11 protein-coding genes are annotated in these 14,363 nt (G+C 69.6%); 9 read left to right on the plus strand and 2 right to left on the minus strand.

All coding sequences use genetic code 11. From position 1 onward, the window contains the following. The first annotated feature begins 1,535 nt into the window (after positions 1 to 1,535). The 4 genes from ACWC2B_RS18475 (at position 1,536) to ACWC2B_RS18490 (ending at position 5,882) form a co-directional block, all read left to right on the plus strand. Positions 1,536 to 3,578 carry a galactose oxidase-like domain-containing protein gene (locus ACWC2B_RS18475; RefSeq protein ID WP_450717733.1) on the plus strand — a complete coding sequence of 681 codons (2,043 nt, stop codon included), beginning with the start codon at positions 1,536 to 1,538 and terminating at the stop codon, positions 3,576 to 3,578. 339 nt (positions 3,579 to 3,917) lie between these two features. After that, a complete protein-coding gene (locus ACWC2B_RS18480) occupies positions 3,918 to 4,127 on the plus strand; it encodes a hypothetical protein (protein ID WP_450717735.1) in 210 nt (69 codons plus the stop codon). A 406-nt stretch (positions 4,128 to 4,533) separates the two neighbouring features. Beyond that, complete coding sequence (locus tag ACWC2B_RS18485) at positions 4,534 to 4,872, plus strand: hypothetical protein (RefSeq protein ID WP_450717737.1); 339 nt, start codon at positions 4,534 to 4,536, stop codon at positions 4,870 to 4,872. Positions 4,873 to 4,970: 98 nt separating this feature from the next. Beyond that, positions 4,971 to 5,882 carry a hypothetical protein gene (locus ACWC2B_RS18490; RefSeq protein ID WP_450717739.1) on the plus strand — a complete coding sequence of 304 codons (912 nt, stop codon included), beginning with the start codon at positions 4,971 to 4,973 and terminating at the stop codon, positions 5,880 to 5,882. Between the two features lie 55 nt (positions 5,883 to 5,937). On the opposite strand, the gene ACWC2B_RS18495 is transcribed toward ACWC2B_RS18490, so the two are convergent. Beyond that, positions 5,938 to 6,654: a TetR/AcrR family transcriptional regulator gene (locus ACWC2B_RS18495; RefSeq protein WP_450717741.1), complete on the minus strand. Its 717-nt coding sequence runs from the start codon at positions 6,652 to 6,654 to the stop codon at positions 5,938 to 5,940. Positions 6,655 to 6,864: 210 nt separating this feature from the next. On the opposite strand from ACWC2B_RS18495, the gene ACWC2B_RS18500 reads away from it, so the two are divergent. The 5 genes from ACWC2B_RS18500 (at position 6,865) to ACWC2B_RS18520 (ending at position 11,348) form a co-directional block, all read left to right on the plus strand. Then, positions 6,865 to 7,212, plus strand: a complete 348-nt coding sequence (locus tag ACWC2B_RS18500) for a darcynin family protein (protein ID WP_450717743.1) — start codon at positions 6,865 to 6,867, stop codon at positions 7,210 to 7,212. After that, positions 7,212 to 7,646 (plus strand): hypothetical protein, encoded by a 435-nt coding sequence (locus tag ACWC2B_RS18505; RefSeq protein WP_450717745.1) that lies wholly within the window; start codon positions 7,212 to 7,214, stop codon positions 7,644 to 7,646. Before ACWC2B_RS18500 ends, ACWC2B_RS18505 begins: the two co-directional genes overlap by 1 nt. Then, positions 7,643 to 8,455: a multicopper oxidase family protein gene (locus ACWC2B_RS18510; RefSeq protein WP_450717747.1), complete on the plus strand. Its 813-nt coding sequence runs from the start codon at positions 7,643 to 7,645 to the stop codon at positions 8,453 to 8,455. Before ACWC2B_RS18505 ends, ACWC2B_RS18510 begins: the two co-directional genes overlap by 4 nt. Positions 8,456 to 8,609: 154 nt before the next feature. Next, positions 8,610 to 10,556, plus strand: coding sequence for an exo-alpha-sialidase (locus ACWC2B_RS18515; RefSeq protein WP_450717749.1), 1,947 nt, complete (start codon positions 8,610 to 8,612; stop codon positions 10,554 to 10,556). A 495-nt stretch (positions 10,557 to 11,051) separates the two neighbouring features. Further along, a complete protein-coding gene (locus ACWC2B_RS18520; RefSeq protein ID WP_450717751.1) occupies positions 11,052 to 11,348 on the plus strand; it encodes an acetyl-CoA synthetase in 297 nt (98 codons plus the stop codon). A 98-nt stretch (positions 11,349 to 11,446) separates the two neighbouring features. Here the strand turns inward: ACWC2B_RS18520 and ACWC2B_RS18525 are convergent, their stop codons facing one another. After that, the gene (locus ACWC2B_RS18525; protein ID WP_450717753.1) at positions 11,447 to 14,122 is read right to left on the minus strand and encodes a glycosyl hydrolase; all 2,676 of its coding nucleotides are present in this window, start codon (positions 14,120 to 14,122) and stop codon (positions 11,447 to 11,449) included. Between the last annotated feature and the right edge of the window lie 241 nt (positions 14,123 to 14,363).

Below are 14,363 nucleotides of genomic sequence, written 5' to 3' on the forward strand. Positions count from 1 at the left end.
ACGCACTTCTCCGTGCGGTAGGTGGTCGACGGGGCGGTCGTATGGAGAAGGGCGCCCGCGAGAGTGACGGGCAGGGCCTTGTTCATGCAGTGGTCAACCCTCTTGTGGGGGAAAGGCCGCCGGGCTGGGCGAAGACGCAGCTGGTCCGATGCGCGGGGCCCCGGAACGCGGCGTTCCGTCACGCCGGCATAGGGCTGGCCGCCTTCCCCGGGGCGGAGGCAGGGTTACACGGAGGCCCGTCGGGTGTCCGCGCAATCGTGGTGGATGGCTGGCAACCGGGAGATGCTGGTCGCCGTCGGCGTCCTCCCCTTGCGGCAGGAGAATCTCGCCCGCCTGGAGTTGTGGCTGAGCGGCATCGTGAAGCAGTTGCCACCGCACCAGGCGCGGATCATCCGGCCCTTCGCTGAGTGGAGCATCGTCCGGGACGCGCGCCGTCGCGCCGCCCGCAGCCGATACACCGCCGGTGCCGCAGCCATGAACCGGGCGCACATCCGCGTTGCGATCGAGTTCTTGGCCTGGCTCGACACTCACCAGCTCCCGCTTAGCGCTCTCGGCCAGGAAGACCTCGACCTCTGGCTGACCACCCACCCAACCCGCCGTCGAGGACTCGGAGCCTTCATTCGCTGGGCCGTAGCCCGACGCCTCACCGGAAAGCTCACTATCCCGGGGAGGCCCAGCAGCACACCCTCCCAGTTCCTCGGCAGCCAAGAACTCCACGAGCAGCTAGGGCGATGCCTCAACGACCTAGACGCCGTTCAGGGCGAGCACGGAGTGTCCGGCTCCGGTTGCCCGGAGCCCGGCGGGGAGGAACACGGCTCGGTCGACCCGAAGACCGTCGGCGTTCAGGGCAGGACCGGACACGTTCTCCAACCCGGCCGCAGCCCGTGCGGGTCCGCCTCGATGTCCTGGGGGCCACGGACCAGGTCACGACCAGCGCCGCCGGGACGGTGTGAGTGCTGTCCCAGGACCGCATCGCGGCCTCGTCGATCGGCCCGTCACCGGCCAGGTCCAGCATCTCGCCGTCGCGGACCGCGTCGAGCAGCCACTGCTCCAACCCATCGGCTGCCATCCGAGCATGCTGGCCTGCCCCACCGCACGACGGCAAGCAGCCGACACAAAGCACCGCCCAGTCGTCGACCAGGCGTACCCCGCGCCTGATCCATCGGTTGAGGCTACGGCTCAGCCCCTGGATGAAGCCGACGTGAACGGGCGCTCGCCGATGAGCAGCCTCGTCGATCCTGGGCACCGGCCGCGCCGCAGGTGGGGCGATGGTCGCTGGCCGGCGGCCCCTTTGGCCTTCAGACGATCACGCGTACGGTGAGCCGTCAGCTTTCGGCCCGCCGCGGAGGCTGAAATTGCCCGGGACAGGCGGGAGTTGACTGCGGTCTACTGACCCGGCGCGCAGTAAAGCAAATCGCGCGCCGGCGTACGACGACGTGTTTCTAGTCTCTATGGCGCCGCTGTCCGAGCACCGCGTACCGCCACACAATGAGCTGTTGCCTGAAGGATTCGATTGCATCAACGGGGGTGCTGCGATGAGCAGGTGGGTTTACGTCGGTGGAGGCTCCGGTCCGAACGGGACCGGGGGCGCGGCGCAAGTGCTCGGGGTGCACGCGGCCCTGCTGCCGGTGGGACAGCAAGGGCGGGTGCTCTACTTCTCGGGCAGCCAGTGGGTGGAGGCCCCCTTGTGGGAGGCCATCGAGAACGAGCCGAATCCGCCGGCCGACTCCCGGTACCCTGCGGGGAAGGCTCAAATCGATCACACCAGGCTGTACGACTGCGCGACCCGGCAGGTGTCCAACCCGGGGTCGCCGGATGACGACCTGTTCTGCAGTGGCCACGCGTTCCGGCCGGACGGGCGGCTGGTCGTTGCGGGCGGTACACAGCATTGGCCCGACCCCGCCGAGGGGGATCTGCACCACGCCCACTGGAGCGGCACGCGTTCCAGCTGGTTGTTCGACCACACGGCGCAGTACCGGGCTCAGCCCGGGGGAAGAGTGACTGCGCTGTGGCGGGGCGAGCATCTGGATCTTTTCACCACGGGCACCGACGGGGCCGTCTGGAGCGCCTGGTGGGAACCCGAACCCAACTGGCAACCCTGGTTCCTCATCCACCCCGAAATCAAAATGCAGCCCGGGGCGACGGTCACCGCGCTGTGGCGGGGCGAACACCTCGACCTCTTCGCCACCGGCACCGACGGAGCCGTCTGGAGCACCTGGTGGGAACCCGAACCCAACTGGCAACCCTGGTTCCTCATCCTGAAGGGGCAGTTCTGGGTGTTCGCGGGAGCGCTGAGCCGGGATCCGGCGCAGCGGGCCGCAGGCGCACCCATGGGCGGTGGGCGGTGGTACCCCACGCTGGTAACGCTGGCGGACGGCGGTGTGTTCGCGCTGACGGGGCATCCGCTGATCGGGATGTACGGGGACCGGTTCTACGACTACGACAACCGGCACAACAACACCAAGCCGGAGATCTACCGCCAGCAGAACAACGCCTGGCAGGGCGTCGACAAACAGCTTGGCGTGAGCGGAGCCCACGACTATGCGGTCTACTATCCGCGCCTGCACGTGCTGCCCCATACGGGCGAGGTCTTCGTCGTGCAGCCCCTCTACAGCCGACTCGTGACCACCAACCCGCAGTCCGGAAACCTGTATTCGGCGAACCCTGAGGACACCTCGCCGCCCTACGCGGTGGACGTCATGGACAAGAGCCTCTGCTACAACCCTGTCGCCAAACAGGTCACGCGCGCGTTCACCGGGCCGCAAGCGATCGACGGCATGTACCTGGACCGCTTCTTCACGAGTCAGCCCACCACCTCCGTGATGCTGCCGTTGCATCACGAGGAGAACTACCGTCCACGGGTCCTGGCCTGCGGTGCCCAGCAGGCCGTGGTCACCGACCTGGGGGCCGCCGGCCCGCAATGGGTGACCACGGCGGCGCGCGCGTTGACCGACCCTGCCTCGGGCCGACCGCCCGTGCGCTACTTCTGCACCGCCACCCTCCTGCCGACGGGAGACGTACTCGTCTCGGGGGGCGTCACCAAGGAGCAGTACAAGGAGGCCGACGGAGTCCGCACGACCGAGCTGTACCACCCGTCGGCGGCCGGCGGCAGCTGGAGCATCGGCGCGGTCGCGGCCGAGACCCGGGGGTACCACTCCGTCGCGCTCCTCACGCCGGACGGCCGCGTATGGACGGCCGGCTCGGAGTTCAACGACACCTCGACCCCGAACCTGTCCATCGAGCTGTTCGAGCCCGACTATGTGGCGGTCGCCGACCGCGTGACCATCAAGTCAGCGCCGGGCGCCGCCCGTTACGGCCAGGCCTTCCGCGTCGACTACACCCCAGCCTCCACCGCCGCTGCGATCGCGAAGGTCGTCCTCATGCGGTGCGGCTCCGTCACGCACTCCTTCGACGGCGACCAGCGGTACGTAAGCGTCCCCTTCACCAAGGCGGGCACCTCACTCACCGTCACCGCCCCGCCGGACGGCACCGTCGCACCCCCCGGCGCCTACATGCTCTGGCTCATCGACACCAACGGACTGCCCTGCAAGACAGCACCCTTCATCAGGCTCGGCTGAGTCCACAACCCGGCTCAGCCTCACCAGGCCGTCCCGCCAAACCCGGTACAGGTCCGCGTACCGGACGTCCCGCATCAGAGGGTGTCCTGTGAGTGCCCGGCGTACTGGCTCCGGGGGCTACTCAGGCACGAGTGAGGCGAAAATACAGCGGCACATTCCCGGTTAGCGAAACCGGGGATCCGCTGAATACTTGTAGCTCCACCGCCACTCCCTGCCCGGCACGTCGAAAGACAGCACCACGACGACAGCCCACAACTCCACAATCCGCTCGCCCTCGCCGGGAGATCCCTATGCAGCGGGGTAGCCGAGGCGGACAAGGGCTCCGGCGCCGCCCAGGTCATGCTCGGAACACAGCTGCAACTCCAGTTCGCCCGTGCCGTGGTGGCCGAGCTCCAACACGTCCCGGATGCCCGGCGGCCCGCGCCGCGACACCTAGAACTTCACCCTGGACACCCCAACCCCACGTTCCCGAACCTGACCATGCTGCGCGACAACTCCACCGGCCTGTACGCGAACATCAACCACAACGAGACCGGCGACGGCACCTGAGCCATCCAGTGGCCCTACCAGCCCGGCCCCAACTGGCCCAACCCCGCGACCAACGAGATCTTCTACCACCACCCCAGGGAGCAGGGGCAGCCCGGCCATCGGCACGCTCACCGACGGCGGTGCCGAACCAGCCCTCCCCGAACGCACGTTTCAACGCCGCCCGGTATAGCGCGGCCAGGTGCTGGGCCCGCAACCGCGCACGTACCCGGTGGGGGTATTGTCGAAGGACGCGGCGGCGCGTGAGCGATGAGAGAGGCGGATGGCAGTGGGCAGCGGACCGGCAGGCGGGCGGGGTATCGCCCGATTGTTGGCGGTGTGCGCTGTGCTTCTCGGCCTGTTCCTTATGCACGGCGCGCCCGCCTCTGCCGCCTCCGGCTGCCATAAGGGATCGGCTCAGGACGCGCCGATGTCCGCCCACCACGACGCATCGGCCCGGAACATGCCGGTCTTCGGCGGCCACGACGCCGTGGCGATGATCACGGCCCCGACGAAAGTGGCTACGCCTCACGCAACAACCGCCGTCCAGGCCGCCAGCACATCGGGAACACACGGGGCTCTGTGTGTCTCGACCCCCGCACAGGAACGGATCCCGCTGCCCGCAGCCGGTCTCGCCGCCGTGGTCGCCGTCGCAGTGGCGGACGCGTGGGCACTGGCTCGGCTGCGGGCCGCCGGCCGGACGCGGCGGCGCGGGCCCCCGGCCGACGGAAGACATCTCCTGCTCCAGGTGTGCATCGCACGGACGTGACAGGCGCCGCCGGCCCGGCTACCGGCCGGGTCCGGCCCCTTGTCCTGCCCTTCTACGCGCCCACAAGGTGGTGCGCCCACCCGGAAAGCCCCACATTGATGTTCGCATCCGCCCGTTTCACCGTCCGCCGCCGTACCCTCGCTGCGGTCGGCACCGCGGCCGTACTCGCGCTGACGCTGGCTGCCTGCGGCTCCTCGTCCATGCCCGGTATGGACCACGGCGCCGCTTCCTCCGCCGCTTCGCCCAGCGCGTCGCCGTCGATGGATGACATGCCCGGCATGGGCCGCATGGCCGCCGGCAACGGCCTCTCCGACACCGAGGACGGTTACCACCTTGTCTCCCCGGACGGGTCACTGCCATCCGGCAGGCAGGCCGGGTACCGCTTCAAGGTCACCGGCCCGGATGGCAAGCCGGTCACCGCCTTCGCCGTCGACCAGACCAAGCGAATGCACTTCTATGCCATCCACTCCGACCTGACTGGCTTCCAGCACCTCCACCCGACCATGGCCGCCGACGGCACCTGGACCGCAGACCTCGCTGCGCTCGCCCCTGGTACATGGCGCATGTTCGCCTCCTTCACCCCCGACGCCGGCGCCGGGAAGGGCCAGGACTTCGTGCTCAGCCGCACTGTCACCGTCCCCGGCACCGAGGACAAGGCCCCGCTGCCCGCCCCGGCCACCACCGCGGAGGTCGACGGGTACACCGTCACCGCCAAGGGCGAGCCCATGGCCGGCATGACCCATCCGCTGACCGTCACCATCTCCAAGGACGGCAAGCCCGTCACCGACCTCCAGCCCTACCTGGACAGCTACGCCCACCTGACCGCCTTCCACGAGGGCGACACCGCGTTCGCCCACCTCCACCCCACCACCAAAGTGACCGGTGACCACGGCGGCCCCGACCTGGCGTTCCAGGCGATGCTGCCCACCTCGGGCAACTGGCGGCTGTTCCTGCAGTTCCAGACCGAAGGCACACTCCACACCGCCGCCCTGACCCTGCGCGTCGGCTGACCCCCTCCGGGGCGCCGCCACCCACCCGGCGGCGCCCCCGCCCCCCTACGGGTAATCACGTCGCTGGTACACCGAGGGCAGTGAGGATGTCGCGGAGGGTGTGCTCGAAGAGCGGTTCGGGGTCGGTGAGGGCGAAGTCGAGGTGGCCGAAGACCTCCACGGCGACCGCTCCGTAGAGCCGGGCCCAGCAGGACACGAAGACGTAGATGACGTTCAGCGGGACGACGGCCTCGTCGGCCAAGTGCTCGCGCACTTCTTCCAGTTGGGTCGCCCACGTGGCGTCGAGGTCCTCGGGCGGCTGCATGCCGCCGCGGTGCCACAGCTGCACCATCAGCTCCAGGAGGATGCCGCCGAAGCGCCAGCCGGGGTCGTGGGCGGCGGTGCCGGGCGAGGTGTCGGCGTCCGTGAGCGGCTTGGCGAACAGCAGGCCGAACTCGCGGGGGTGGGCCAGCGCCCAGCGGCGCAGTTCCCGGCAGACCGCCCGCAGCCGCTGTCCCGGATCCGCGGCGGGGTGTTGGTCGCGTGCGGCAGCCAGGGTGGCGGCCAGCTCGTCGTAGAGGTGGGAGGCCAGCGCCTGGATCAGGTCGTGATGGCTGGCGTAGTAGCGGTACAGGCCGGGTGCCGTCATGCCCATCTCGCGGGCAATGGCCCGCAGCGTGACGGCGGCCGGGCCCTGCTCTACCAGGAGTTGCCGCCCGGTGCGCAGGATCTCGTCGAACGCGTCCTCGCGGACCCGGTGACGGCGGCTCGGGACGGGGGCGGCAGGGCTCATGGGCGGCCTTTCGCGACGTACGGGGCGGGCGCGGCGCCCAGAGCTCCGGGCAGGACCGCTTGACAAAGTAAACACGTATCACTTTAGCTTGCCTCGAAAGTTAACGGTGTTAGCAATTGCTGCCCAAGGCTCCGGCTGCCACTGGTAGGCCCGAAAAAGGCTGCCCTACCGCAGAGCTGACTGTGCATCACCTAGATCTGGGGGGATCCCATGAAGTACGGCATCGTCTTGACCTACACCGTCACGCCGCGCTGGCTGGCGCTGCCCCGTGAGGAGCGCAACGCACTGCGCACAGCGCACATCGAGCCGGTCTTCGCCGCCTACGCGGACCGTGTCACGGCGCGCTTCTTCGACGCCGAGGCGTTCCACGCCCGTCTGTCGGACTTCGCGGTTCTGGAGACCGAGGACCTGGCGGCCTACTACTTCTTGATCGAGGAACTGCGCGACTCCCCGCTCATCAGTCAGGGCTACCTGACCTTCGGCGAAGTCTTCCTGGGCGTCGAGGGCGGCTTCCAGGAGTACGAGCGCATGCGCAGCACCCAGGCCGGGTCTCGGTGATGCACTCCCCGCTCGCCGAGGCGGCGCGGGCGGATCCGGCGCCCCTGCCCCGGCGGTGGCCGATGCGTCTGATGCGGGCCGCCGCCGTGCTGGTCCTGCTGGACACGCTCCTACAGGCGGCTCTGGCCGGGCTGTTCGTCACGGGCAATGTGGACCTGCTGGCCGGGCATGCGGCGAACGCCGGCCTGCTGAGCGCGCTGACGGTGCTCCAGACCCTGGCGGCGCTGCTGGTGTGGCGCCTGCTGCGCGGCCCGGCCTGGCCGACTGCCGCGAGTACCCTGCTGATCGCCCTGGTCAGCGGCCAGCAAGGACTCGGCGAGGCCCGCGCCCTTGCTGGGCACCTGCCGCTGGGTATGGCGATCTTCGGCTGCGCGACCGCCCTGACCTGCTGGGCATTCACCCACCGCCCCGCCGCCACCGGAGCGGTCTCGTGAAGCAGCTGCCCACAACCCCCTTGAGCCGACGCGGTTTTCTCGGCCTGACGGCCGGAGCGGGGGCAGCCATCACCCTGGGCGCGGCCGGCTACTCCCAGCTGGCCGGGACCTCCACCGGGCGCCTGCTGACCAGTGCGGGTCCGCAGCCCGAACCGTTCAGCGTCCCACTACCGATCCCACGTACGGCCCGGCCGGTCAGCACCACAGACGGCGTCGACACCTACGAACTCGACCAGCGTGAAGGGCAGGTCGAGATCCTGCCCGGCCGGAAGACCACTGTGTGGGGCTACGACGGGATCTTCCCCGGCCCGACGTTCACCGCCCGTTCCGGACGGCGCACCGTTGTGCGGGTCAGCAACAACCTCACCGTGCCCACCGCGATGCACCTCCACGGCGGCGTCACCCCGCCGGAGTCCGACGGCTACCCCACCGACCTCGTGCTGCCAGTCCGTTGCGCACCCCCACAGGCGGGCAGCGGGGCCGCGTCGGCCCACCGGATGGGCATGGACCATGCCGACGGGCACACCACCCACGCGTACCGCACCTACGAGTACCCGCTGACCCAGCGGGCGGCGACCCTCTGGTACCACGACCACCGCATGGACTTCAGCGCCCCGCAGGTCTGGCGCGGCCTGGCCGGCATCTTCCTCGTGCACGACGACGAGGAGGACCGGCTCCCGCTGCCCGGCGGCGACCGCGACATCCCGCTGATGCTGTGCGACCGGGCCTTCGACGCGGACGGATCCTTCCGCTACCCCGCCCTGAACCCCACCTGCACCGGCCAATCCGGCGTCCAGGACGCCGCGTAAATTCTTGGTTGCGATGAGGCCCGGGAGGGTTCCCCGCCTTGCCGCTTGGCATGTCCGGTGCAAGCATCCCGGGTTGCGAACCCGCGTGCACCTTGCGCGAACGTCCTTCACTTCCGTGTTCCGGGCAACCCCCCGGCTACAGAAAGGATGTTCAGTGCCACGCTTACCCGTCAGACCCTCCGGACCCATCAGAACCTCCCGGCCCTTCAAGCTCCGTCGCACCGCTGCGATCGCCGCGCTGGCCGCCGCGCTCCCCGCCTTCTGGCTCGCCGCACCCCTCGCCCACGCCGATACCGCCAACGGCGGCTTCGAGGCGGGCACCCTCTCCGGCTGGACGTCCACCGGGACCACGTCGGTCGTCAACTCCGGCGCACACAGCGGAACTTATGCCGCCCGCGTCGGCGGTACGTCGCCCACCAACGGGGACTCCTCGATCACCCAGACCTTCACCCCGGCCGCCGACGAGACGCAGCTGTCCTTCTGGTACGACGTGACCTGCCCGGACACCCTCACCTACGACTGGGCGACAGCCACTCTCAAGGACAACACCGCAGGCACCACCAGCACCGTACTGGCCAAGACCTGTACCAACGGGCAGGGCTGGAAGCAGGCGGCATCGGCGGTGACGCCCGGCCACTCCTACACCCTCACGCTCGTCAGCCATGACGACAATTACGCGGGGGATGCTACCTACACGCTCTACGACGACGCGGCCCTGACCGCCACCACGCCGCCGCCCGGACTGACCCAGGTGAGCACCGACCCGTTCACCAACACCTCCAGCCAGCACGCCACCGAGCTGGAGCCGGACACCTTCGCCTACGGCAGCACGATCGTCGCCTCCTCCCAGGTCGGCCGGTTCACCGACGGCGGTTCCTCCGACATCGGCTGGAACACCTCCACCGACGGCGGTGCGACGTGGCAGCACGGCATGCTGCCCGGCATCACCGTGTACCAGGGCGGCGGCAGCTGGGCCCGGGTCTCCGACCCGGCGGTCGCCTACGACGCCAAGCACGGCACGTGGATGGTGTCGGGTCTGGTCATCGACGCCAACGCCAACGGCGCGGGCGTCACCGTCAGCCGCTCGGCGAACGGCACCAGCTGGAACAACCCGGTCCTGGCGGTCGGCAATGACGGGCAGGGCTACGACAAGGAGTGGATCGTCTGCGACAACACCTCCACCAGCCCGTACTACGGCAACTGCTACATCGAGGTGGACCTCACCTCCTCCGGCAACCGCGTCATCATGAGCCGTTCCACCGACGGCGGCGCCACCTGGTCCGTCCCGGTCTCCCCCTCCGGCAACCCCAGCGGCCTCGGCGGCCAGCCCCTGGTCCAGCCCAGCGGCACCGTCGTCGTCCCGTACTCCACCAACGGATCTTCCATACGGGCCTTCAACTCCACCAACGGCGGCGCCAGTTGGAGCTCAACGTCGCTCGTCGCGAACGTCTCCAGTCACGGTGTGGCGGGCGGGCTGAGGGACGGTGAGGGTCTGCCCTCCGCCGAGATCGACGCTGCCGGGAAGATCTACGTCGCCTGGCAGGACTGCCGCTTCCGTTCCGGCTGCCCGGCCAACGACATCGTCTACTCCACCTCGACCAACGGCACGTCCTGGTCGGCGGTGACCCGCGTCCCCATCGACGCGACGAACAGCGGCGTGGACCACTTCATCCCGGGCATCGGCATCGACCACGCCACCTCCGGCAGCACCGCGAAGCTCGGCCTTCACTACTACTTCTACCCACAGGCCAACTGCACCGCCTCCACCTGCCAGTTGGAGGTCGGCTTCCTCTCCTCAGTCAACGGTGGCAGCACCTGGTCCACCGCGACCACGGTGGCCGGGCCGATGTCCCTGTCGCAGATCGCCTCCACCACCCAGGGCAGCATGGTCGGCGACTACATCTCCACCTCGGTGGTGGGCGGCAAGGCGGTCGCCGTCTTCGCCGTCGGCAAGACACCGACCAACGGCCAGGCGTTCGACGAAGCCCTCTACACCGCCGGCGGACTGCCCCTGCGCGGCGGCACGGTCAAGTCCCAGCAGGCCACGGCCATGCAGAACAATGCGCACCCGGGCCGGACCCTGCTGAGCACCGCACGCTGAGTCCAGCCGCATAGGTGTCTCCTCGGCGTCTTCGCGTGGGCGCACCCGAGAATGCCCGGGTGCGCCCACCTCGCCGTCCGCGGGAGCGTGGCCTGGCAAGGTGTGAGACCGCACCGGTCGGAGGAATGCGGAACCGGGCGGAAGGCCGGCACGTCACAGCGGCACGCTGCCGTGCATGAGGCCGAGAGCGAGGACGCCATGGTGGATCTGCTCGACGGGAGAGGACGGAAGCCTCGGCCGCCTTGGCCGTGGTTCGGGCTGGCCCTGGTCGCCGTGTCCTGCGCCCTGGCCGCCTGCGGCACCGGAGCCACGGGCTCACCGCCGCACGACGCTCCTCCGCCCCCTTCCACCGACGTGTCCCCGGCCGCCACGACGACCAGGCCCGGCGACCGGAAACCTGCCTCCACCCCTCCAGAGCCCGCGGCACCCGCACCGAGAACGACGCCCGCGCAGACGCCGACGAGAGCCGTGCCTTCGCCCACTGCTCCAGGCTGCATGGCCGGCGCCATCACCATCCACCACCGCATGGAGGATGCGTCCGTCCAACGGCTGTGCGTGCGGCCCGGTGCGACAGTGACGGTGATCCTGCCGTCCCGCCCCGGCGGGTGGCCACCGCCGCACAGCAGCAGCCCGATGCTGGCCACGGTCACCGGGACAGCCGTCGACCCGGATGGCAGTGTACGGGTCACGGCCCGCGCGGCCCGGACGGGCGCCGCGACGGTCACCTGGGGCACGGAAGGAGCGGAGTTCTTCACGCTGCACCTGGACGTGGCGGCGCACCAAGTCCCGTGACATGCCCAAACGTTGTGGACGCCCAACGGCCGGTACGGACCCCGCGAAAGGGGGCCGCACCGGCCGCCCGCACCGAGAAGTCGGCGGGTGCGGAGAGATCAGTCCGTACGCCCCTTCAGATGTCGCGGGTCGAAGGACCAGATGCCGCGCCCGTGGGTGGCGGCGTACAGGTTGCCGTCGGGGCCGAGGCGCAGTTGCAGCACGGCGGTGGTGGGCAGGTTCTTGCCGAGGACCTGCCACTGGCTCGCACCGGCCGGCCGGTAGAAGACGGCGAGGTCGGTGGCGAGGGTGAGGCCGCCGTTCGGCAGGAGTTTGACCGAGTCAGCCGGGACGTCGGGCAGGTTGGCGGAGATGTCCGTCCAACTGCCGCCGCCGTCACGGGATTCGAAGATGTGGCCGACGCCCGCACCGGGGCCTTCGGTCCACTTCCGGGAGAAGCCGTTGACCGCGACGTACACATGCTGGGCATTGGCCGGGTCGACCTCGAAGCCGGAGATGTAGCGGTTCGGGATCGTTCCGTCGACGGGCAGGTTGAGCTGGTGCCAGCCGGTGCCGTCGGCGTTGCCGACCGCGATGCCGCGGCTGAAGCCCTGGTTGTTGCAGGGCCCGCACCAGCCGACGTACACCGTGCCACCCGAGGATGCCACGGCGGTGGCCACGTGGCCGTCACCCAGGTCGTAGGCGTTCTTCCACTCGGTGCCCGAGCGGATCGCGAAGCCCTTGGTCTGCACCCACACGTGACGGCCGCCGGCCACCCAGGTGTTGGTGTCCTTGGCGTCGGAGGTGATGGGGGCGATGAAGCGGGCACCGCTGCCGCCGAGGTCCTTGTCGGGCGGGGCGACCTCGTATTCGGTGGCCTTCGTCGGGTCGGTGACCCAACTTCCGTTGTTCACACCGCAGTTCTGCGTGACCCACATGTCGAGGTAGACGTACTCGTTCGCGATGTTGCAGCCGTTGGCCGGGTCGGTGATGGTGTCGCCGCCGTCGCCGCCGAAGTTGGAGCCCATGACCTTGTCGTGGCCGCGCAGGATCGACTGCCCGTTGTCCTGGAGGCCGCCGGTGACCGAGACGCCGCCGTGGTCGAGGTCCTTGCCAACACCGACCGAGTAGTACTGCAGGGTGTCGAGGGTGCCGTCGTTCAGCGACTGCCAGTCCTTGGCGTGGCCGCCGGAGTCGACCGCGCCGTTCAGCGGCCGCCGGTAGATGCCGCCGTCGTTGCCGACGTAGGCGTACGTCTTGCCCTTGTACGAGCCGACCGCGACGGCGTGCTGGTCGGAGTGGGTGGTCGGCGAGCAGTCGCCGGTCTGCTTGGCCGGATCGATGCTCCAGCAGGGGAACGGGAAATTCCAGTACGGGCCGGGAGTGATCCAGTTCGTGCCGCCGTTCTTGGTCTCGAAGACCTCTTCCAGGCCCAGGTAGACGTGGTCGGCGTTGTTCGGGTCGACCTGGAGGAACTGGTTGTACCAGGACTGGATGCCTGGCATGTAGCCCGCGCCCTGCAGCGCCGAGCCCGAATTCCGCAGCTTGGTGTAGTCGGCGATCTGCGTCCAGGGTCCGAACGGCGAACCCGACTTGGACACGTACACGCCCTTGAGCCCGCTGTCCGGGTTGCTGTTGGTCTGCGCCGGTGACTGGTCGATCGCGTACAGGCGCGAGCCGTCGGCCGCCGCCCCGAACGTCACGTTGCCGACGTCGTCGCTGCTGGTCGGCAGGTCACCGAGACCGCTGGTGCGCTTCCAACTCCCGTCGCCCTGCTGGGAGTACAGGCCGTTGTAGGTGTCGCCACCGCGCCAGCCGACGGCGAGCAACACCTTGCTCGGGTCCTTGGGATCGACCGCGATGTCGTTGGCGATGTTCTTGTACGGAGCCGACTCGTCGCCGGCCTTCGAACCACCCGGCAGATAGTCCGGGTTGGGGGCGAATTCCAGCTTCCACGGGCCCGACAGCGTGGTGGTGGAGTGCGACCACACGCCCCGGCTGGTGGCCGCCCACGCCTTGGTGCCGGCGAACCGCAGGGCGTGGATGACCGTGGACTCCAGCTCGGCCCCGCCCACCCGGCTGCCCGGCTGGAACTGCCCGTGCTGCGGATCGGCCAGAACGTAAACTCCCGTGCCCACGAAGGAGGTTGCGCCGGTATTGGACTCGCCGGTCGCATACCAGAGCCTCTTGGAGCCGTCGAGCGCGAGGGTGCCGGTCGACAGCGAGGGCAGCTTGTCGGCGATCGGCTCCCAGCGCCCGCCGCCGGTCTTCGACCGGAAGACGCCCCCGTTGGCGCCGCCCGCGTACACGTAGCCCTGGTCGTCGGCGGCGATCCCGGTGATCCGGCCCGTCACCTTCCCCGATCCGCCACTGGAATTGGAGTTGATGTCGCGGTAGCGCGGGTCGTCGGAGTCGTACGCCTTCCTCGTGACGTGGTCCCAGTCGCCCGCGGTGTGCCGCATCGACTGGAGCTGCGCCCAGGCCGCCCCGTACGCGCCTGGGGCCACCACGCCGGGAGCGGTGCGAGCCTCGGTGTACTGGGCGGTGCCCTCGGCGGAGTTCTCCGCCTCGTCCGAGCCGTCATCACCTCTCTCGGACGCGGCGAACGCGGACATCCCCTTGCCCGCGTGCACGGCTTTGGTGTGCTGCTTGCCGATGTCGGCCTGGTGGCGCGCGTTCCAGGGCCGGGGTCTGGTGTCACCGGATGCCGCGAACGACTGGGTGCCCAGTAGTCCGAACGCGGCGGCCACGACGGTGCAGGTGATGAACCGTCGCCGGTGCCGTTGGGGCATCATGCGCTCTCCTCCCTGCGCCGGGCACCGGATACGGCCCGACGCGGAGGAGATCTTGGCGTGTGCGCGACATCCCGGATAGGGGCCGGAGAAAAGGATGACCGGGAGTTTGCCGTTCTGGCCCGCATGGCTCCAACCGCCGCCCCGCGAGGGCCGCTTGGGGCCGAAAGCAGCGATGCCGACCGCTGTGCGGAGCACTGGGATGGTCATGGCGACGCCCACTGACCGCCACCACGACCACGTG

The organism is Streptomyces sp. NPDC001415 (assembly GCF_053597395.1).

Bases quoted from the DNA above. Each gene is read 5' to 3' on its own strand.
- ACWC2B_RS18475 (WP_450717733.1), top strand. From the start codon at position 1,536: ATGAGCAGGTGGGTTTACGTCGGTGGAGGCTCCGGTCCGAACGGGACC.
- ACWC2B_RS18480 (WP_450717735.1), top strand. From the start codon at position 3,918: ATGCTCGGAACACAGCTGCAACTCCAGTTCGCCCGTGCCGTGGTGGCC.
- ACWC2B_RS18485 (WP_450717737.1), top strand. From the start codon at position 4,534: ATGTCCGCCCACCACGACGCATCGGCCCGGAACATGCCGGTCTTCGGC.
- ACWC2B_RS18490 (WP_450717739.1), top strand. From the start codon at position 4,971: ATGTTCGCATCCGCCCGTTTCACCGTCCGCCGCCGTACCCTCGCTGCG.
- ACWC2B_RS18495 (WP_450717741.1), bottom strand. From the start codon at position 6,654: ATGAGCCCTGCCGCCCCCGTCCCGAGCCGCCGTCACCGGGTCCGCGAG.
- ACWC2B_RS18500 (WP_450717743.1), top strand. From the start codon at position 6,865: ATGAAGTACGGCATCGTCTTGACCTACACCGTCACGCCGCGCTGGCTG.
- ACWC2B_RS18505 (WP_450717745.1), top strand. From the start codon at position 7,212: ATGCACTCCCCGCTCGCCGAGGCGGCGCGGGCGGATCCGGCGCCCCTG.
- ACWC2B_RS18520 (WP_450717751.1), top strand. From the start codon at position 11,052: ATGGCCGGCGCCATCACCATCCACCACCGCATGGAGGATGCGTCCGTC.
- ACWC2B_RS18525 (WP_450717753.1), bottom strand. From the start codon at position 14,122: ATGATGCCCCAACGGCACCGGCGACGGTTCATCACCTGCACCGTCGTG.